This is a genomic window from Roseovarius halotolerans, from assembly GCF_900172255.1.
Taxonomy (GTDB): domain Bacteria; phylum Pseudomonadota; class Alphaproteobacteria; order Rhodobacterales; family Rhodobacteraceae; genus Roseovarius; species Roseovarius halotolerans.
Genome location: NZ_FWFU01000001.1, coordinates 882,769 through 900,879, shown reverse-complemented (window position 1 = coordinate 900,879; position 18,111 = coordinate 882,769). Strand labels below are relative to the sequence as shown.

Sequence of the window (18,111 nt, the reverse complement as noted above, 5' to 3'; positions counted from 1 at the left end):
TCTCGCGTGGGGGGTCAGTAATTTCCGGCGACATATTTGGCGATGGCCGCGCCGCGTGAATTCACGTCCAGCTTCTGATAGATCGCCTTGAGGTAATATTTGACCGTGTTCTCGCTCAGGCCCAGCCGGGCGGAGATCTGGAAATTCGTTAGCCCGTCCACCAGCAGCGCCAGGATCTCGTGCTCGCGCCGCGACAGTGCGTCGGCATTGTCCGATGTCAGCCGCCGCAGGATCTCGGTCGGCATGATCGCATGCCCCTCCACCAGCTTGCCCAGGATTCGCGGCAGGCTGGTCAGGATCTGGCTCATCATGCAGACCGAATTCGCGCCCTCCTTCACCGCCATGCGGATAAAGGCGAACTCGGTGTCCTCGGCGATGACCACCACCATCACCTCCGGGTGATCCTTGCGCACCATCTCCAGAACCTGGGTCAGGTCGCCATCCGCCAGTCGCACCCCGAGGATCAGGATCGATTTGCCGCGCGCGCCCGACAACAGCTTCTTGAGGCTCGCCTTGTCGTTCGCAAAGGCCCCGAGCGCCACCTCCGGGATCTGCGCCACGAGCGAACCGATGCCCTGACAGACAATCGCCTGCCGGTCGGCAACGATGACCTGCGGAACATCGGACGCCGCGCCAGGCGCGGGCGTTCCCAAGATGGGTTGTCTCTCCTCCATCGCACGAGCTTACACCAGGAATCTCCGCGCGCCATGCTGCAAATTGCGACATATGATCACCCGAAACCGATGATTTTAAAGGAAAATTCTGCATACCGGGGCATACCGACGTATTCCGTCCTTCCCCGTCACCCAAACGGGTGGGGCCGCCCTACCCGTTCGTTGGCAGGCCCGCGCCGCTGGCCTCGATGACCATTCCTTCGGGCGTTTCGCGATGGGGGTGCGCTGGCCGATACAAGAGGGCAGACCCTGATTTCGGAGGAAGATCATGAACGGCTACCAACATCTTTTCATCCCCGGCCCCACCAATGTGCCCGAACCCGTGCGCCAGGCCATGAACATCCCGATGGAGGACATGCGCGCCCCCGATTTCGGCGATTTCGTCTCAGGCATTCTCGAGGATCTGAAACGGGTCTACCGCCTTCGCAATGGCCGCGTCTTCGTCTTTTCCTCATCCGGCACCGGCGCCTGGGAGGCGGCGATCTCGAACACGCTCAACACCGGCGACCGTGTGCTGATGTCGCGCTTCGGGCAGTTCTCGCTGCTCTGGGCCGACATGGCCCGCCGCCTCGGCCTCGACGTGACGCTTTGCGACACCGACTGGGGCAAGGGCGTCCCGGTCGACGACTACGCGGCGCAGCTGCGCGACGACCGCGACCACCGGATCAAGGCCGTCTTCTGCACCCATAACGAAACCGCGACCGGCGTGACCTCGGATATCGCCGCGATCCGGCGCGCGCTCGACGATGCGCAGCACCCCGCGCTGCTCTTCGTGGATGGAGTCAGCTCGATCGGGTCGATCGAATTCGAGATGGAGGAATGGGGCGTCGACCTCGCCGTCGCGGGCTCGCAAAAGGGCTTCATGCTGCCCGCCGGGCTTGGCTTCCTCGGGGTTTCAGACAAGGCCCTGGCCGCCCATGAACACGCGACCATGGCGCGCTGCTACTTCAGCTTCGCAGACATGATCGCGCTCAACGACACCGGCTATTTCCCCTATACCCCCGCCACGCAGCTACTGCGCGGGCTGCGCACATCGCTCGACATGCTGCTCGGCGCGGGGATGGAAACCGTCTGGGCGCGCCACAACCGGCTGGCGCGCGGCGTGCGCGCCGCCGTTGCCGCATGGCAGGGCTGCCGCCTCGTGGCCGAAGACCCGCAATGGTATTCCGATACCGTCTCGGCGATCTACACGCCGCAGGGCGTCGATGCGCGCGACGTGATCTCGACCGCCTATTACAAATACCAGACCTCGCTCGGCTCGGGCCTCAACATCCTCGCGGGGCGCGCCTTTCGCATCGGCCATCTGGGGTCGCTCAACCCGGTGATGCTCTGCGCCGCGATCTCGGCGGCGGAAATGGCGCTGCGCGACTCGGGCGCCGTGATCGAACCCGGTGCCGGCGTGGCCGCCGCGCAGGAATGCTACCGCCTCACCACGCCCGACGGGATCGAACAGCCCGCCTCGCAAGCCGCCTGAATGCGCCACACCAAAGGACCCTGACATGAGCTACACCCTGCACCCACTGAAGAAACAGCGCCTGCAACGCTCGGAACTGGCCGTGCCCGGCTCGAATCCTTCGATGATCGAGAAGGCCGCCGACAGCCCCGCCGATTACATTTTCTTCGACCTCGAAGATGCCGTGGCACCCCCCGACAAGATCAAGGCCCGCGCCAATATCATTCAGGCGCTCAACGATATCGACTGGAAGGCCCGCGGCAAGACCATCTCGATCCGCATCAACGGGCTCGATACCCATTACATGTATCGCGATGTGGTCGAGGTGCTGGAACAGGCGGGTCAGCATGTCGACACGATCCTCGTCCCCAAGGTGGGCGTGCCCGGCGATCTCTACACGGTCGAAACAATGGTGTCCCAGATCGAGACCGCCTGCGCCCTGCCCCACCGCATCGGGCTTGAGGCGCTGATCGAAACAGCGCTCGGCATGGCCAATGTCGAAGCCATCGCCGCCACGCCGGGCCGCCTCGAGGCGCTGCATTTCGGCGTCGCCGATTACGCCGCCTCCAACCGCGCACGCACCGTGGTGATCGGCGGGCTCAACCCCGACTATCCGGGCGATCAGTGGCATTTCGCCCTTTCGCGCATGACCGTCGCCTGCCGCGCCTACGGGCTGCGCGCCATCGACGGCCCGTTCGGCGATTTCTCGGACCCCGACGGATATATCCTTTCGGCCAAACGCGCCGCTGCGCTCGGGATCGAGGGCAAATGGGCCATCCACCCCAGCCAGATCGCGCTGGCCAACGACGTGTTCTCGCCCCCCGAGGCTGAAGTCACCCGCGCCCGCGCCATCATCGAGGAGCTGAAGAAAGCCGCCGCCGAGGGCCGCGGCGCCGCCAGCCTCGATGGCAAGATGATCGACGCCGCCTCCGAGCGCATGGCCAACAACGTCATCGCCGTCGACGACGCCATCGCCGCGCAGAACGGCTAGGAAAGGGAGAAAGACATCATGGATATCCACGAATACCAGGCCAAGGAACTGCTCAAGCGCTTCGGCGTACAGGTGCCGCGCGGCGGCATCGCCTACAGCCCCGAACAGGCCGTCTATCGCGCCAGCGAGCTTTCGGGCGACAAATGGGTGGTCAAGGCACAGATCCATTCCGGCGCGCGCGGCAAGGCGGGCGGCGTGCGTATTTGCGCCTCCGAGGAGGAAGTCTGCGACGCCGCCGCCTGGATGCTCGGGCGCAAGCTCGTGACCCACCAGACCGGTCCCCAGGGCAAGCTGGTGAGCCGCCTCTATGTCGAAGAGGCCACCGCCATCGCCCAGGAAATCTATCTCGGCTTCGTGATGGACCGCAAACTCGAACGCGTCGTGGTCGTGGCCTCGGCCCAGGGCGGCATGGAGATCGAGGAAATCTCCGCCAACGAGCCTGACTCGATCATCCGCTCCGTGGTCGATCCGGCGGTGGGGATGCAGGCCTTCCAGGCCCGCGAAATCGCCTTCTCTCTGGGGCTGGAACCGCCGCTCATCGCCCAGGCCGCCAAGACCATCATGGGCTGTTATGCGCTGATGAGCGACATGGATGCCAACATGGTCGAGGTCAACCCGATGGTCGTGACCCGCGCGGGCGAGATCGTCGCGCTCGATGCAAAGATCAGCTTTGACGACAACGCCCTCTATCGCCGCCCCGAAATCTCGGAACTGCGCGACAAGAGCCAGGAAGACCCGCGCGAAACCTTCGCCGAGGATCGCGGCCTCAGCTATATCGGCCTCGAAGGCGAGATCGGCTGCATCGTCAACGGCGCCGGGCTGGCGATGGCGACGCTCGACATGATCAAGATGGCCGGCGGCGATCCGGCCAACTTCCTCGATGTTGGCGGCGGCGCCAGCCCCGAACGGGTGCTGATGTCGTTCCAGGCCGTGCTCAACGACCCCAAGGTCGAGGCGATCCTCGTCAACATCTTCGCCGGGATCAACCGCTGCGACTGGATCGCCGAAGGCGTCGTGCGCGCGGTCCGGGAACTCGATCTAGACCTTCCCATCGTCGTGCGCCTCTCGGGCACCAATGTCGACGAGGGGCGCAAACTGCTGGCCGAAAGCGGCCTTGCCGTGATCGCAGCCGACACCCTCGCCGAGGCCGCCGACAAGGTCGTCACCGCGTGGAAAGACGCCAGATACAAGGAGGCTTCGTGATGGCCATTCTCATCGACAGCGACACCAGGGTGCTGGTGACCGGTCTGACAGGCCGCATCGGCAGCTTTCATGCGCAGGACATGATGGATCACGGCACAAATGTCGTGGGCGGCGTGACGCCGGGCAAGGGCGGGACCACGCATCTCGGGCTGCCGGTGTTCAACACCGTCAAGGGCGCCGTCGCCGAAACCGGCGCCGAACTGGTGGTCAGCTTCGTGCCGCCCCCCTTCGCCGCCGATTCCATCATGGAAGCGGCGGATGCGGGCATCAAGACCTGCGTCTGCATCGCCGACGGCATCCCCGCCGCCGACATGATCCGCGTGAAGCGCTACATGCGCCGCTACAAATCGGATCGCCGGATGCGTCTGATCGGCCCCAACTGCGCGGGCATCATCACTCCCGGTCAGGCCTTTGCGGGGCTCATGCCGCCGCATATCTACATGCCCGGGCGGATCGGCATCGTCGGGCGCTCGGGCACGCTCGGTTACGAGGCCGCCAGCCAGCTCAAGGCCCGCGGAATCGGCGTCTCCTCCTCCATCGGGATCGGCGGCGACCCGATCAATGGTTCAAGCTTCCGCGACATTCTCGAGCTCTTCGAAGCCGACCCCGACACCGACGCCGTGGTCATGGTCGGTGAGATCGGCGGCCCGCAAGAGGCCGAGGCGGCGGCCTATATCCAGAGCACGATGACCAAACCCGTGGCCGCCTATGTGGCCGGGCTTTCGGCGCCCAAGGGGCGGCGCATGGGCCATGCCGGCGCCATCGTCTCGGCCTTCGGTGAATCGGCGCAGGAAAAGGTCGAGATCCTCAAGGAATCCGGGGTGACGATCGTGCCCACCCCCTCGGCCTTCGCCCAAAGCGTCGCGCAGATGCTGAACTGACCCGTCAGCGCGCGCCCCCGGCCAAGGCTGGGGGCGCCGCCCCCAGACCCCCGAGGTACTTCCCGCCAGATGAATGGCGGGGCTGCATTGGTGCAGCGCCCGGTTGACACAAAACGGGAACATGCGTAGAACAAAGCAAAACGCCCGACCCGTTCGGGAGAGATGCAGGGACGACATCCATGTCCCCGAGGAGCGCATATGCTGACCAAGAAACAACTCGACCTTCTCGCCTTCATCCACAAGCGCGTGCAATCCGATGGCGTGCCGCCCAGCTTCGATGAAATGAAGGAGGCGCTCGATCTGCGCTCCAAATCCGGCATCCACCGGCTGATCACCGCGCTCGAGGAACGCGGCTTCATCCGCCGCCTCGCGCATCGCGCCCGCGCCCTTGAAATCGTGCGCCTGCCTGAATCGCTTGGCGGCGACGCCAGTCACGGCTTTACCCCCCGCGTGATCGAGGGCGAAAGGCCCGACGCCCCCCGCCCCGCCAACGCACAGCCCGTCGAGGCGGCCGGCGCGATGGAATTGCCGGTGATGGGCCGGATCGCCGCCGGTGTCCCGATCGAGGCGATTTCCCATGTCAGCCACAATGTCGCCGTTCCCGGCTCGATGCTCTCGGGCCAGGGCGAACACTACGCGCTCGAGGTGAAGGGCGATTCCATGATCGAGGCGGGCATCAACGACGGCGACGTGGTCGTCATCCGCGAAACCAATACCGCCGACAATGGCGATATCGTCGTCGCCCTGATCGAGGATCAGGAGGCAACGCTCAAGAAATTCTACCGCCGCGGCAACGCCATCGCGCTCGAGGCCGCCAACCCGGCCTATGAAACCCGCGTCCTGCCCGAAGACCAGGTCAAGGTTCAGGGCCGCCTCGTGGGGCTGATCCGCACCTATTGATCGTTCCAGAGCCGCGTGCCGGTGACCTGGCGCGCGGTGACCACCCGCAGCCCGCCCACCCCGTCCGGCCAGAGCGCCACCGCCCCGCTTTGGCGCAGGCTTGCCGGATGGAACAGCTGGCAGGGCAGATCGCCCGGCAGGTCACGCGGCGGATCGCTATCGAGAACCAGCCAGTCATGGCCGCGGCAATCGCGCAATGCCCCGGCCGCCGCCTTGCCGCGCAGCACCAGCAGCCCCAGCCCCGCATCGGGCGGCAGCGCCCGCCAGCGGTCGTGCGCGCCCGCCTGATCCGTCGCGTCGCCATCATTCTCAAGCCAGTTCTGCGCCACGAACCCGCCGCCCCGCTCCCGGTTGAGCGCGCGCGCCTCCCCGGTCATCACCCCCACGAGCCCGCCGCTTTCGGCAATCAGCACCAGCGGCCGCTCGGCGGCCAGCCATAACGCGGCGCTCAACGCCACCGGCGCCAATCCCAGGAACCGCCCCCGGCCCTGCCAGAGCGCCAGCATCAGCATCCCCCCCGCCAAGAGCGGCAACACCGCCGCGCCGGGGCTCACGACCGTGCCGCGCGCACCGCTCCACCCCGCGACCCAATGCGCCACGCCAAGGATCCAGTCGAGCCCCAGCCCCATCACCCGGAGCGGCAGCGCCTCCAGGCCGAAGGGCATCAGGCTCGCCGCCATGACCGCCGCGGGCATCACCAGCGCCCCCATCAAGGGCACGCTCAGCAGGTTGGCGATCAGCCCGTAATGCGCGAACTGGTTGAAATGCGCCGCCGCCACCGGCGCCGTGGCGATCCCGGCCACGAAGGACGACACCAGCACCGACACCGCGGGCCGGATCCAGCGCGGCCCCAATGGCACCGCATGATCGCGCAGCGCGCCATAGGTCAGCACCAGTGCCGTCGTCGCAGCGAATGACATCTGAAACCCCGGTCCCAGCAACGCCTCGGGGCGCAGCGCCAGCACGATCAGCGCCGCCAGCGCCACCGATCGCAGCGACAGCGCCCGACGCTCCGCGATCACCGCCACCAGCGCCACGGCCACCATCACGAAGGCCCGCTCGGTCGCGACATTGCCTCCCGAAAGCCCCAGGTAGACCGCCGCCACCGGCAGCGCCAGCGCCGCCGACAGCTTCTTCGCGGGCAGCCGCAACCCCACCACCGGCACCGCCGCCAGAAGCAGCCGGAAGAAGCCGAAGACCACTCCCGCCAACAGCCCCATATGCAGCCCCGAAATCGCCAGCAGATGCGCAAGATTGGTGACCCGCAGCGCCTCCAGCGCCTCGCGCCCGAAGGCCGAGCGGTCGCCGGTCATGATCGCCGCAGCGAACGCCCCGGTATCGCCCGCCAGCCGCGCCTGGATGCGCGCCGACATCGCCATGCGCGCGCGCGCCATCCACTGCCCGCCCCCGGACGGCGCCAGCGCCAGCGCCGGAACGCGCGTATATCCCACCGCCCCGAGGCGCAGAAACCACGAATGGCGCTGGAAATCGAAGCCCCCCGGCTCGACGGGCCCACCGGGCGGCCCGAGATGCGCGCTCATCATCACCCATTGCCCCGGCTCGGGCCGGATAAAACCCTGCTCGCCATGCAGCGAGATCCGCACCCGCGCGGGCCTGCGCTCCGGCGGCACGTCGCGCAGGCTCACATGGTCCAGCGTCAGGCGCAGCGCATCCGAGGCCGAACGGTCGATCGCCACGATGCGCCCCTCGACCGGCCCGTAATAGCGCCAGCCAAGGACCGGCTCGGCCACCAGATGCGCGCGCGCGCCCGCCAGGGCGAAGCCCGCCAGCATCAGCGCCCCCGCCCATAAGAGCGGCCCGCCGACCGCTCCCGCGCGCCGTGTCGCGGCAGCCAGCACAGATGCTGCCGCCCCCGCCGCCCCGATCAGCAAGGGCGCAGGTTCGGCCAGCAGCGCAAAATATGACCCCACCCCGCAAGCCACCATCACCGGCGCCCAGGCGAACAGCTGGCCGCGCTGCGCCAGCCACGCCGCCCGCAATGCCAACAGGGGTGCCACGTCTTGTCTCCCTCACGCCGCGCCGATAGACAGGCCGCAACGCAACGCTAGGCCCAGCACGGTTACCGAAAGGTTAATTTTTCCCATGTCCCAGACAGTCGTGACCCGTTTTGCCCCCTCGCCCACGGGCTTCCTGCATATCGGCGGCGCGCGGACCGCTCTGTTCAACTGGCTCTATGCGCGCGGGCGCGGCGGCCGCTTCCTGTTGCGCATCGAGGATACCGACCGCGCGCGCTCCACACCCGAGGCTACACAGGCGATCCTCGACGGCATGGCCTGGCTCGGCCTTGCGCATGACGGCGAGGTCATCAGCCAGAACGCGCGCGCCGAGCGTCACCGCGCCGTGGCGCTCGAACTTCTGGACAAGGGCGAGGCCTACAAGTGCTTCGCCAGCCAGGACGAGATCGAGGCCTTCCGCGAGGCCGCCCGCGCCGAGGGGCGCTCGACGCTCTTTCAAAGCCCCTGGCGCGATGCCGATCCCGCCAGCCATCCCGACGCGCCGCATGTGATCCGCATCAAGGCGCCCCGCGACGGCGCCACCGTGATCCGCGACGAGGTGCAGGGCGATGTCACCATCCGCAACGATCAGCTCGACGACATGGTGCTGCTGCGCTCGGATGGCAGCCCGGTCTACATGCTGGCCGTGGCGGTGGATGATCACGACATGGGCGTGACCCATGTGATCCGCGGCGATGACCACCTCAACAACGCCGCCCGCCAGATGCTGATCTACCGGGCGATGGGCTGGCCGCTGCCGGTCTATGCCCATATCCCGCTCATCCACGGGCCGGACGGCAAGAAACTCTCCAAGCGTCACGGCGCGCTCGGCGTCGATGAATATCACAAGATGGGCTACCCTGCGGCGGGAATGCGCAACTATCTCGCCCGCCTCGGCTGGAGCCACGGCGATGACGAGTTCTTCAGCGATGAACAGGCGCTTGAATGGTTCGACATCAAGGGAATCGGCAAATCGCCCGCGCGCTTCGACGTCAAGAAGCTCGAGAATCTCTGCGGGCAGCACATCGCCTCGACGCCCGATGCTGCGCTGCTGCATGAATTGCACGGATTTCTGGCCGTCACCGGGCAGCCGCCGCTGTCGCCGGCTAAATCCGCGCTGATGGAACAGGCGATGCACTGCCTCAAGGAGCGGGCCAAGACCTTCCCTGAACTCCTTGAAAAAGCGGAATTTGTTTTGGCGGACAGGCCGATTTCACCGGATCAGAAGGCCGCCGCGCAGCTCGATGATGTATCCCGTCGTATACTGAAAGAATTGACGCCGCATCTGCAAAATGCTAGTTGGACGCGCGACGAATTGGAGGCGGAAGCCATGCAGTTTGCCGAATCCAAGGACATGAAGTTCGGCAAGCTCGCCGGACCCCTGCGCGCCGCGCTGGCGGGTCGCAGCGTCACACCGAGCGTGTTCGACATGATGATTGTACTCGGGCGGGATGAAACGATTGCCCGGCTGAACGACGCCGCCTGCGAGAGCGCTTAACCGTCTCGAAAGGCCAAATGAAATAAGCAGCCCTTGGCGCCAGTCCGGCGTGGGCTTCAGGAGGGAGATTCCCATGGGTGAAAACAAGACAACCGCCAGGCTGACCATCGACGGGAAGGATTACGACCTGCCCGTCCTTGCGGGCACCGCCGGCCCGAACGTGATCGACATCCGCAAGCTCTACGGTCAGGCAGGTGTGTTCACCTACGATCCCGGCTTCACCTCGACCGCCAGCTGCGACAGCACCATCACATATATCGACGGCGAAAAGGGTGAACTGCTCCATCGCGGCTACCCGATCGACCAGCTGGCCGAGAAATCGCATTTCCTCGAGGTCTGTTACCTCCTGCTCTACGGCGAGCTGCCCACCGCCGCCCAGCTCGAGGATTTCGAGGAACGGGTGACGCGCCACACCATGCTGCATGAACAGATGATGTATCTGTTCCGGGGCTACCGTCGCGATGCGCATCCGATGGCGATCATGGTCGGCGTCGTCGGCGCGCTCAGCGCCTTCTATCACGATTCCACCGATATCTCCGATCCCTGGCAGCGCGAAGTGGCCTCGATCCGGATGATCGCCAAGATGCCCACCATCGCAGCGATGGCCTTCAAATATACGCTCGGCCAGCCCTTCGTCTATCCGCGCAACGATCTCGACTACGCCTCGAACTTCATGCGCATGTGTTTTGCCGTGCCCGCCGAGGACTACGAGGTGAACCCGATCCTCAGCCGCGCGATGGACCGGATCTTCACGCTGCACGCCGATCACGAGCAGAACGCCTCGACCTCGACGGTGCGCCTCGCGTCGTCCTCGGGCGCCAACCCCTTCGCCTGCATCGCCGCCGGCATCGCCTGCCTCTGGGGTCCGGCGCATGGCGGCGCGAACCAGGCCTGCCTCGAAATGCTGCGCGAAATCGGCAGCGTCGAGCGCATCCCCGAATATATCGCCCGCGCCAAGGACAAGGACGACGATTTCCGCCTGATGGGCTTCGGCCACCGCGTCTACAAGAATTTCGACCCGCGCGCCAAGGTGATGAAGCAATCCGCCGACGAGGTGCTCGAACTTCTCGGGATCGAGGACAACCCCACCCTCCAGGTCGCCAAGGCGCTGGAAAAGGCCGCCCTCGAAGACGATTACTTCGTCGAGAAGAAACTCTTCCCCAATGTCGATTTCTACTCGGGCATCATTCTCGAGGCGATGGGCTTCCCGACCTCGATGTTCACCCCGATCTTCGCGGTTTCGCGCACCATCGGCTGGATTTCGCAGTGGAAGGAAATGATCAGCGATCCGCAACTCAAGATCGGCCGCCCGCGCCAGCTCTATCACGGCGAAACGCTGCGCGACTACGTCGATATCGAGAACCGCTGACGCCACCCCGAAAACAGGCAGGGCCGGGTTTCATCCCCCGGCCCGCCCCTTCATCTGGCTGAAAATACCTCGGGGGGTCCGGGGGGCTGGCCCCCCGGCCCTGACCCGGAAAATCCCTCAGCGTCCCTCGTAAGCCGCCTTGCGCTTTTCCAGGAACGCGACCACGCCTTCCTTGAAATCGCGCGTCGTGCCGCAGACACCCTGCAATTTCGCCTCGAGGTCCAGCTGCTGGTCGTAATCATTCGACCAGCTGGCGCGGATCGCCTGTTTCAGCTGCGCATAGGCCACGGTCGGCCCCGCCGCCAGATGCGCCGCACGCGCGTGCCAGTGCTGCTCGAAATCCTCGTCCGGCACCGCCTCCCAGATCATGCCCCAGTCGCTGGCAAGCTGGGCGCTGACCGGCTCGGCGAACAATGCCGCCCCCATCGCCTTCGCCGCGCCCATCTGGCGGGGCAGCCAATAGGTGCCACCGGCATCGGGGATCAGCCCGATCCGCGTGAAGGCCTGAAGGAAATAGGCGCTCTGGGCCGCGATCACCACATCCGCCGCCAGCGCCAGGTTGGCGCCCGCCCCCGCCGCCGGGCCATTCACCGCGCTGATGGTCGGGATCGCGCAATTGCCGATCGCGTTCAGCATCGGCACATATTCATCGCGCAACACCCGCTCCAGGTCCATGTTGGCCGCATTGCCGCTGTCGCTCAGATCCTGACCCGAGCAGAAACACTTGCCATTGCCGGTCAGCACCAGCACCCGCGCCGTCTTGGCCGCCGCGTTCACCGCATCGGTGATCTCGGCGCGCATCTGGGTGTTGAGCGCGTTCATCTTGTCCGGCCGGTCCAGCCGCAGCGTCGCGATGTCCTGGTCAATCTCAAGGCTGATGGTCTGATATTGTGTCACGGGCGCGATCCTCTGGCTGTTGCCGCTCCAGTCAAACCCGATTCCGCCTCACGGCGAAAGACGGACGGCGCGTCATTCCTTCATGATTTCGCGCAGCCGCTCCGCCTCGGCCTCGCTCAGCGCCTGCGCCGGGGTCTCGCTCGCTCGTCCCCGCCGCCGCATGTAGCTCCAGCCGATCGCACCGCCCAGCAACAGCATGATCGGCCCCGCCAGCCACAGCACCAGGTTCGACCCCGTCGCGCGCGGCTGCAACAGCACATATTCGCCGTAACGGTCGACAACGAACTCGACGACCTCCTTGTCGCTGTCCCCTGCCACCAGGCGCTCACGCACCAACAGGCGCAAATCGCGCGCCAGCTCGGCATTGGAATCGTCGATGCTCTCGTTGCGGCAGACCAGACAGCGCAGCCCCGAGGAAATGTCGCGTGCGCGCTCTTCCAGGGCCGGGTCGTCAAGTACCTCGTCGGGCTGCACCGCGCGGGCCTCGCCGCTCATCTGCGCCAGCAGCGCCATGCCCAGGACCAGCGCCAATGCCAGCGCCCGCAGCATCCCTTTCGCCCTCGCACGCGTCATTCCGCGGGCACTCCTTCGACCGGGCGTGTCTTTTTCGCCCCGGCGGCGACGCGATAGCGCCGGTCGCTCAGGCTCAGCGCCCCGCCAAGCGCCATCAGGATCGCACCACCCCAGATCCAGTTGGCCAGCGGCTTGTAATAGGTGCGCACTGCCCAGCCGCCATTATCCTGCGGATCGCCCACCACCACATAGACATCGCGCCAGAAGCCGATGTCGATCGCCGCTTCCGTGGTCGGCATCTTGGCAACCGGGTAAAAGCGCTTCTCGGGGTAGAGCGTCGCGATCTCCTTGCCGTCCTGCGCCAGCTTCACAATGCCCTGGGTCGCGTCGTAATTCGGCCCGTCGATCCTCTGCACATCCATCAGGGTCAGCTCGTAACCCGACAATTCCAGGCTCTCGCCCACCTGCAGGACGCGGATATCCTCGGTCTCCCAGGCCATCAGCCCCGCGACCCCGGCCATGGTCACGCCCAGACCGGCATGGGCCACGGCCTTGCCCCAATCCGCGCGCGGCAGGCGCCCGAGACGCGCCAGCCGGTTGCCGCTGCGCCCGGTGCGGCTCCACAGATCGACAGCCGCTCCTGAGACCAGCCACGCGCCCAGGAACAGGCCCACCGGCCCCAGCGCGCTGCGCCCCGATTGCATCGCCCAGGCCAGCGCTCCGATCGCCAGCGCCAGCACGAAGGCATAGCGCAGCGATGACGCGACGCGCGCGATATTGCCCCGCTTCCAGGGCAGCATCGCCCCCAGCGGCAGCAACAGGCCCAGCACCACCATGAAAGGCGTGAACGCCATGTTGAAGAACGGCGCGCCGACCGACAGTTTGCGGTCAAAGAACATCTCGCTCACCAGCGGCCAGATCGTGCCGACAAAGACCACGAAGGCCGCGACACCCAGCAGCAGGTTATTGACCACCAGCGCCGATTCCCGGCTCACCAGCGAGAACACGCCCTTGGCCTGCATCGCATTGGCGCGCGCCGCGAACAGCGTCAGCGCGCCCAGCATGAACACCGCGAGGATCAGCAGCAGGAACATCCCCCGCTCGGGGTCCGATGCGAAGGCATGGACCGAAGTGATCACGCCGGAGCGGGTGATGAACGCGCCAATCATCGAGAAGCCGAAGGCGATGATCGCCAACAGCACGGTCCAGCTTTTCAGCGATTCCCGCTTTTCCACAACGATGGCCGAATGCAGCAGCGCCGCGGCGATCAGCCAGGGCATGAAGCTGGCATTCTCGACCGGGTCCCAGAACCAGAAACCGCCCCAGCCCAGCTCGTAATAGGCCCACCAGCTGCCCAGCCCGATGCCGATGGTCAGAAAGATCCACGCCGCCAGCGTGTAGGGCCGCACCCAGCGGCCCCAGGCGGCATCGATCCGCCCTTCGATCAGTGCGGCGACCGCGAATGAGAAGGTCATCGAAAGACCCACATAGCCGAGGTAGAGAAACGGCGGATGAAACGCCAATCCGGGGTCCTGCAAGAGCGGGTTCAGGTCCTGCCCGTCAAAGGGCGGCACCGCCATGCGCAGGAACGGGTTCGAGGTGAACAGGATGAAGGCGAAAAAGGCCGCGCCCACCATCCCCTGCACCGCCAGCACCCGTGCCTTCAGGGTCGGCGGCAGATTGCCCCCGAACCACGCGGCAAAGGCCCCGAACAGCGTCACGATCAGCACCCACAGAAGCATCGACCCCTCGTGATTGCCCCAGACACCGGTGATCTTGTAAAGCAGCGGTTTCGCCGAATGGCTGTTGAGCACCACCAGCCTCAGCGAGAAATCCGAGGTCACGAACGCATAGGTCAGTGCCGCGAAGGACAGCGCCGTCAGCAGGAACTGCATGTTGGCGGCGGGTTCGGCGAATGCCATCCAGCCCGGCCAGCGGCGATGCGCGCCCACAAGTGGAACCACCGCCTGCACGCAGGCGACAAGGAAAGCGAGGACGAGGGCGAAATGGCCGAGTTCTGTAATCATGGAACCATTCTAAAGCATTCGTCGTCCCATGCCACCGTGATTCGCGCGCGCCGCGGGATCACATTGTCGCGGGCGCACGCGCGCTCATCGCCCCTGTGGCCCGTCATCGATGCGCCATTGCTCCAGCGCCCGGTTGGGGTCGGGGCGCAGCGCCTCCAGCGTCAAGGCCGCATCCGCGCCGGTATCGGCCGCGCCCGGCGCCCCGGCACCCGGCCTGCCCTCCATCGCGCGCAGGCGCGCCAGGTTGTTCAGCACGGCGGGGGTGTGAGCGACGCTGGTGGTGATCGACCGGCGGAATTCCTGCCCCTTGAACTGGTGGCGCGCCCCGAAATAGAAGCTCACGATCGCCCCCAGCAGCCACCACAGCGGCTCGGGCACCAGCGCGATCCCCTGCATCCGCGCGGCAAACCATAGCGGGTCCGCCATCGCCGCCACGAACAGCCCCAGCGTGCCAAGCGCCATCATCGGGCGCGGCAGCCGGTTCACCCCGTCCATGAAACGATCAAAGCGCCCGCGCGTCGGCGCCGGGGTGAATTCCTGCCCGAACTGGTCCAGCACCGCGCGCCGCCCGTCGGCCTCGCGCATGGCGCCCGCCTCGGCGTTCTCGCGAAAGACTTCGGCGGTTTCGGCCAGCAGGTTGCGCCCGTCACCGAACACGAGGTCCAGTCCCCTGTCGATCACCCCCATCGCGCGACCCTTTCCCTGAATTCGGCGTCGGTCAGGTGGTATTCGGGGGCGATGAATTCCTCGGCGCGCCGGATCCAGCCGCCCTTGCCGCCCTGTCGGGCGCGTGCGTATTTGCGGCTGGCGGGGCGGCGGTCGGCAAGGCGGAAATAGTAATTCCGCCGCGCGATTCCGTAGGCATCGGCGATATGGCCGGGGGCCGCGCGCGTGGCCGCATGGGCCGCCGCGATGGTCTGCGGCCCGATCACCCCGTCCACCGCCACCGCCTGCCCCATCTCGCGCAGCAGCGTCTGCAGGATCGTGACCGCGTTGCGCCCGGCATTCACATACATGTCGAAGACGCTGGCCCGCAGCGCCTCGGGCAAGGCGTCGATACGCGGGCGGTGAAAGTAATGCTCGACAAAGATCGCCTCGGCATCCTGCCGCGTCAGCGCATGAAGATCGGCAAGGTCGCTATCCCCGTCCCCGTCAAGATCCAGCCCGAGACGGCGCAGCGTGTGGATCGTCACGCCATGCTTCGTCGCCCCGCCCGGATCGTCGGGATCGTCGACAAAGCCGCCCTCGCGGGCGACGATCTCTTTCGCGATATCCGAAATGCGCTGCATGACGCCTTCTCCCTGCCGGTGATCATTCCCGGCAAGGCTGGCGACAAGAGGTTAACGACTGGCTGCCTCGGCGCGCGCCGCTCAGCTTCCGCTGTCGGGCGCATGGCCGTTATACTCGGCCTCCGGCTCCTGGTAGACGCCCTGCGCCTTGAGCGCATCCACCACCTCCTTGGGCATGTAATCCTCGTCATGCTTGGCCAGGATCTCGGTCGCCTCAAAGACACCGTCCCTGAGCGACCCCATGCCGACCATGCCCTGATTTTCCTCGAAAAGGTCGGGCAGCACGCCGCGATAGGTCACCGGCACCGCCGCCCCGCCATCGGTCACGTTGAAGCGGATCGTCTCGCCCGCGCCGCGCTCGAGGCTGCCGTCCTCGACCAGACCGCCGATGCGGAACACCTCGGTCGGCCCCGGCGGCTCGGCCAGCACTTCGCTCGGCGAGCGGAAATAGTTGATACCATCCTTGAAGGCGAAACCGATCAGGGAAACCGATGCGACCAGCGCCAGCGCAGCCAGCACGATCACCTGCACCCGGCGTTTCTTCTTCAGCGATTTCATGGCTTCACCCGCGCTAGCTCAAGGAAAGACCGGGGCCATCATCAGACCTTCGGTTTCCTGAATATCTAGCATCAGATTGGCATTCTGCAATGCCTGCCCGCTGCTACCTTTTGTCAGGTTATCGAGCGCGCCCACCAGGATCGTGCGCCCTTCCCGGCGGTCGGCGACCACGCCGATATGGCAGAAATTGCTGCCACGCACATGGCGCGTGCTCGGCGCCTCGCCCAGCGGCAGCACCTCGATGAAAGGCTCGCCCGCATAGGCCGCCGCCAGCGCAGCATGCACCTTCGCCGCATCGCCATGCACATAGCCCGTGGCCAGGATCCCCCGGTTCGCCGGGATCAGGTGCGGCGTGAACTGGACCTTGACCTCGCGCCCCGCCAGCGCGGTGAACTCCTGGTCGAACTCGCCCAGATGACGATGCGTGCTGCCAAGCGCATAGGCGTGATAGCCCTCGCTCAGCTCGGCATGAAGCAGGTTCTCCTTGAGCGACCGCCCCGCCCCCGACACCCCGCATTTGAGGTCGAGGATGATCTCGTCAAGGTCGATCACCCCCGCGCTAATCAGCGGGCGCAACAGGTACTGCCCCGTCGCCGCGTTACAGCCCGTGCCCGCCACCAGCCGCGCCGCGCGGATCTCGTCGCGGTAGAACTCGGTCAGCCCGTAGACCGCCTCTTTCTGCAGCTCGGGCGCGGCATGGGGATTGCCATACCAGCGCTCATAGGCGGCAGGGTCACGCAGCCGGAAATCGGCGCTCAGGTCCACGATCTTGAGGTCACGCGGCAGGGCGCTGATGACTTCCTGGCTGGTCTTGTGCGGCAGCGCGCAGAAACAGAGGTCGATATCCGCGAAATCGATCTCGTCGATGGTGACCAGCACCGGCAAGTCCAGGTGCCGCAGATGCGGAAAGACCTGCGCCATGTCCTGCCCCGCCTTCGAGTTCGCCGCCAGCGCCGCGATCTCGAGGCCCGGATGCGTGGCGATCAGCCGGACCAGCTCGGCCCCCGTGTAGCCGCTGGCACCCAGAATTGCGATCTTGTGGCTCATGTCATTCCCCGGTTTTCAATCGGCATGTGCCTACATGCTGGACGCGCGCTTGCCAAGAGCACGCAAGGCGCGACGGCGGGGGTAAGGAAGCGCCATCGTCGGGCCGGGGTTTGACGAGCCAGCGGTGGATGCTGCCGCTTTATCCTGGCCAAGCCCGTCCAACCCCGACACGCAGCGTACCCCATCCAATCGTCAGCCCAAACGCCCGCCTCTGGCATGACAACCGCGCGAAAGACGCCGCTCCAGCGTCGGGCCGGGGACTGACGATACAACCTTTGATGCGAGCACTTTATGCCAGCCAAGCCCCTCCAACCCCAAGACGCAGCGCAACCCGTCCAATCGTCAGGCCAAAGACCCGCCTCGGCATGACAACCGCGCGAAAGACCCCGCGCCAGCGTCGGGCCGGGGGCTGACGATCCGACGGTGGATGAAGGCACTTTATCCCCGCCAAATCCCTCCACCCCCGAGATGCAGCGCACCCCATCCAATCGTCAGGCCGCCGGACGGCCCGACGATGGCGCGGCGGCCCAAGGGCCGCTATTCGCGCCGGGGGAAGGTGCTGGACAGAAGTGCGACCGATCAGACTAGGATATTACCGCATCGCTCCGTGATGACCGTTCAGCGCAGAAAGCCAACTTTGCACAGTCACACCGAAGACCGCTCGCAGACATTAGAATTCCATCGCGATGTCGCACCGCAGCCTTCGCCTTTTTGCCGTCGATGCAAAGCTTAGCGCCTTGGAGTTCCACGCGACCACCTTGTCGGTAGGGTTGCCTACAACAAAGTCCTGAAGAGT

Annotated in this window: 16 protein-coding genes; 7 read left to right on the top strand and 9 right to left on the bottom strand. The window is 66.0% G+C overall.

The window, feature by feature from the left end; genetic code table 11:
- Positions 1–14 precede the first annotated feature (14 nt).
- Positions 15–653: a response regulator transcription factor gene (locus ROH8110_RS04395; RefSeq protein WP_245962752.1), complete on the bottom strand. Its 639-nt coding sequence runs from the start codon at positions 651–653 to the stop codon at positions 15–17.
- Positions 654–942: 289 nt separating this feature from the next.
- On the opposite strand from ROH8110_RS04395, the gene ROH8110_RS04390 reads away from it, so the two are divergent.
- The 5 genes from ROH8110_RS04390 (at position 943) to lexA (ending at position 6,102) form a co-directional block, all read left to right on the top strand.
- Positions 943–2,148 carry an aminotransferase class V-fold PLP-dependent enzyme gene (locus tag ROH8110_RS04390; protein ID WP_085816484.1) on the top strand — a complete coding sequence of 402 codons (1,206 nt, stop codon included), beginning with the start codon at positions 943–945 and terminating at the stop codon, positions 2,146–2,148.
- Positions 2,149–2,173: 25 nt separating this feature from the next.
- Positions 2,174–3,118 carry an HpcH/HpaI aldolase/citrate lyase family protein gene (locus tag ROH8110_RS04385; protein ID WP_085816483.1) on the top strand — a complete coding sequence of 315 codons (945 nt, stop codon included), beginning with the start codon at positions 2,174–2,176 and terminating at the stop codon, positions 3,116–3,118.
- Between the two features lie 18 nt (positions 3,119–3,136).
- On the top strand, positions 3,137–4,321 hold the full coding sequence (locus ROH8110_RS04380) for a malate--CoA ligase subunit beta (protein ID WP_085816482.1): 1,185 nt from the start codon (positions 3,137–3,139) through the stop codon (positions 4,319–4,321).
- Complete coding sequence (sucD, locus tag ROH8110_RS04375) at positions 4,321–5,202, top strand: succinate--CoA ligase subunit alpha (RefSeq protein ID WP_121143623.1); 882 nt, start codon at positions 4,321–4,323, stop codon at positions 5,200–5,202. The genes ROH8110_RS04380 and sucD overlap by 1 nt, the downstream gene beginning before the upstream one ends.
- A 198-nt stretch (positions 5,203–5,400) precedes the next feature.
- Complete coding sequence (lexA, locus tag ROH8110_RS04370) at positions 5,401–6,102, top strand: transcriptional repressor LexA (RefSeq protein ID WP_085816480.1); 702 nt, start codon at positions 5,401–5,403, stop codon at positions 6,100–6,102.
- Here the strand turns inward: lexA and ROH8110_RS04365 are convergent.
- The gene (locus tag ROH8110_RS04365; RefSeq protein WP_245962753.1) at positions 6,096–8,120 is read right to left on the bottom strand and encodes a ComEC/Rec2 family competence protein; all 2,025 of its coding nucleotides are present in this window, start codon (positions 8,118–8,120) and stop codon (positions 6,096–6,098) included. The two genes, lexA and ROH8110_RS04365, sit on opposite strands and share 7 nt — an antisense overlap.
- An 85-nt stretch (positions 8,121–8,205) precedes the next feature.
- On the opposite strand from ROH8110_RS04365, the gene gltX reads away from it, so the two are divergent.
- Positions 8,206–9,615, top strand: coding sequence for a glutamate--tRNA ligase (gene gltX / locus ROH8110_RS04360; protein WP_085816479.1), 1,410 nt, complete (start codon positions 8,206–8,208; stop codon positions 9,613–9,615).
- A 73-nt stretch (positions 9,616–9,688) separates the two neighbouring features.
- Positions 9,689–10,984 (top strand): citrate synthase, encoded by a 1,296-nt coding sequence (gene gltA, locus ROH8110_RS04355; RefSeq protein WP_085816478.1) that lies wholly within the window; start codon positions 9,689–9,691, stop codon positions 10,982–10,984.
- Between the two features lie 117 nt (positions 10,985–11,101).
- On the opposite strand, the gene ROH8110_RS04350 is transcribed toward gltA, so the two are convergent.
- The 7 genes from ROH8110_RS04350 to argC all read right to left on the bottom strand — a co-directional run bounded on the left by ROH8110_RS04350 (position 11,102) and on the right by argC (position 17,315).
- Positions 11,102–11,881, bottom strand: a complete 780-nt coding sequence (locus ROH8110_RS04350; RefSeq protein WP_085816477.1) for an enoyl-CoA hydratase-related protein — start codon at positions 11,879–11,881, stop codon at positions 11,102–11,104.
- A 72-nt stretch (positions 11,882–11,953) separates the two neighbouring features.
- Positions 11,954–12,418, bottom strand: a complete 465-nt coding sequence (locus ROH8110_RS04345) for a cytochrome c-type biogenesis protein (protein ID WP_085817002.1) — start codon at positions 12,416–12,418, stop codon at positions 11,954–11,956.
- Positions 12,419–12,450: 32 nt separating this feature from the next.
- Complete coding sequence (locus ROH8110_RS04340) at positions 12,451–14,421, bottom strand: heme lyase CcmF/NrfE family subunit (protein WP_085816476.1); 1,971 nt, start codon at positions 14,419–14,421, stop codon at positions 12,451–12,453.
- Between the two features lie 84 nt (positions 14,422–14,505).
- Positions 14,506–15,108: a holin family protein gene (locus tag ROH8110_RS04335; protein WP_085816475.1), complete on the bottom strand. Its 603-nt coding sequence runs from the start codon at positions 15,106–15,108 to the stop codon at positions 14,506–14,508.
- On the bottom strand, positions 15,099–15,710 hold the full coding sequence (locus ROH8110_RS04330; RefSeq protein WP_085816474.1) for a holin-associated N-acetylmuramidase: 612 nt from the start codon (positions 15,708–15,710) through the stop codon (positions 15,099–15,101). Before ROH8110_RS04330 ends, ROH8110_RS04335 begins: the two co-directional genes overlap by 10 nt.
- Before the next feature lie 81 nt (positions 15,711–15,791).
- Entirely contained in the window at positions 15,792–16,268 is a 477-nt protein-coding gene (gene ccmE, locus ROH8110_RS04325; protein WP_085816473.1) for a cytochrome c maturation protein CcmE, read from the bottom strand.
- Between the two features lie 18 nt (positions 16,269–16,286).
- A complete protein-coding gene (gene argC, locus ROH8110_RS04320; RefSeq protein ID WP_085816472.1) occupies positions 16,287–17,315 on the bottom strand; it encodes an N-acetyl-gamma-glutamyl-phosphate reductase in 1,029 nt (342 codons plus the stop codon).
- Between the last annotated feature and the right edge of the window lie 796 nt (positions 17,316–18,111).

Excerpts from the sequence above, each read along its gene's own strand:
- ccmE (WP_085816473.1), bottom strand. The coding sequence starts at position 16,268 with ATGAAATCGCTGAAGAAGAAACGCCGGGTGCAGGTGATCGTGCTGGCT.
- ROH8110_RS04385 (WP_085816483.1), top strand. The coding sequence starts at position 2,174 with ATGAGCTACACCCTGCACCCACTGAAGAAACAGCGCCTGCAACGCTCG.
- lexA (WP_085816480.1), top strand. The coding sequence starts at position 5,401 with ATGCTGACCAAGAAACAACTCGACCTTCTCGCCTTCATCCACAAGCGC.
- sucD (WP_121143623.1), top strand. The coding sequence starts at position 4,321 with ATGGCCATTCTCATCGACAGCGACACCAGGGTGCTGGTGACCGGTCTG.
- gltX (WP_085816479.1), top strand. The coding sequence starts at position 8,206 with ATGTCCCAGACAGTCGTGACCCGTTTTGCCCCCTCGCCCACGGGCTTC.
- ROH8110_RS04380 (WP_085816482.1), top strand. The coding sequence starts at position 3,137 with ATGGATATCCACGAATACCAGGCCAAGGAACTGCTCAAGCGCTTCGGC.
- argC (WP_085816472.1), bottom strand. The coding sequence starts at position 17,315 with ATGAGCCACAAGATCGCAATTCTGGGTGCCAGCGGCTACACGGGGGCC.
- ROH8110_RS04335 (WP_085816475.1), bottom strand. The coding sequence starts at position 15,108 with ATGGGGGTGATCGACAGGGGACTGGACCTCGTGTTCGGTGACGGGCGC.
- ROH8110_RS04340 (WP_085816476.1), bottom strand. The coding sequence starts at position 14,421 with ATGATTACAGAACTCGGCCATTTCGCCCTCGTCCTCGCTTTCCTTGTC.
- gltA (WP_085816478.1), top strand. The coding sequence starts at position 9,689 with ATGGGTGAAAACAAGACAACCGCCAGGCTGACCATCGACGGGAAGGAT.
- ROH8110_RS04330 (WP_085816474.1), bottom strand. The coding sequence starts at position 15,710 with ATGCAGCGCATTTCGGATATCGCGAAAGAGATCGTCGCCCGCGAGGGC.
- ROH8110_RS04390 (WP_085816484.1), top strand. The coding sequence starts at position 943 with ATGAACGGCTACCAACATCTTTTCATCCCCGGCCCCACCAATGTGCCC.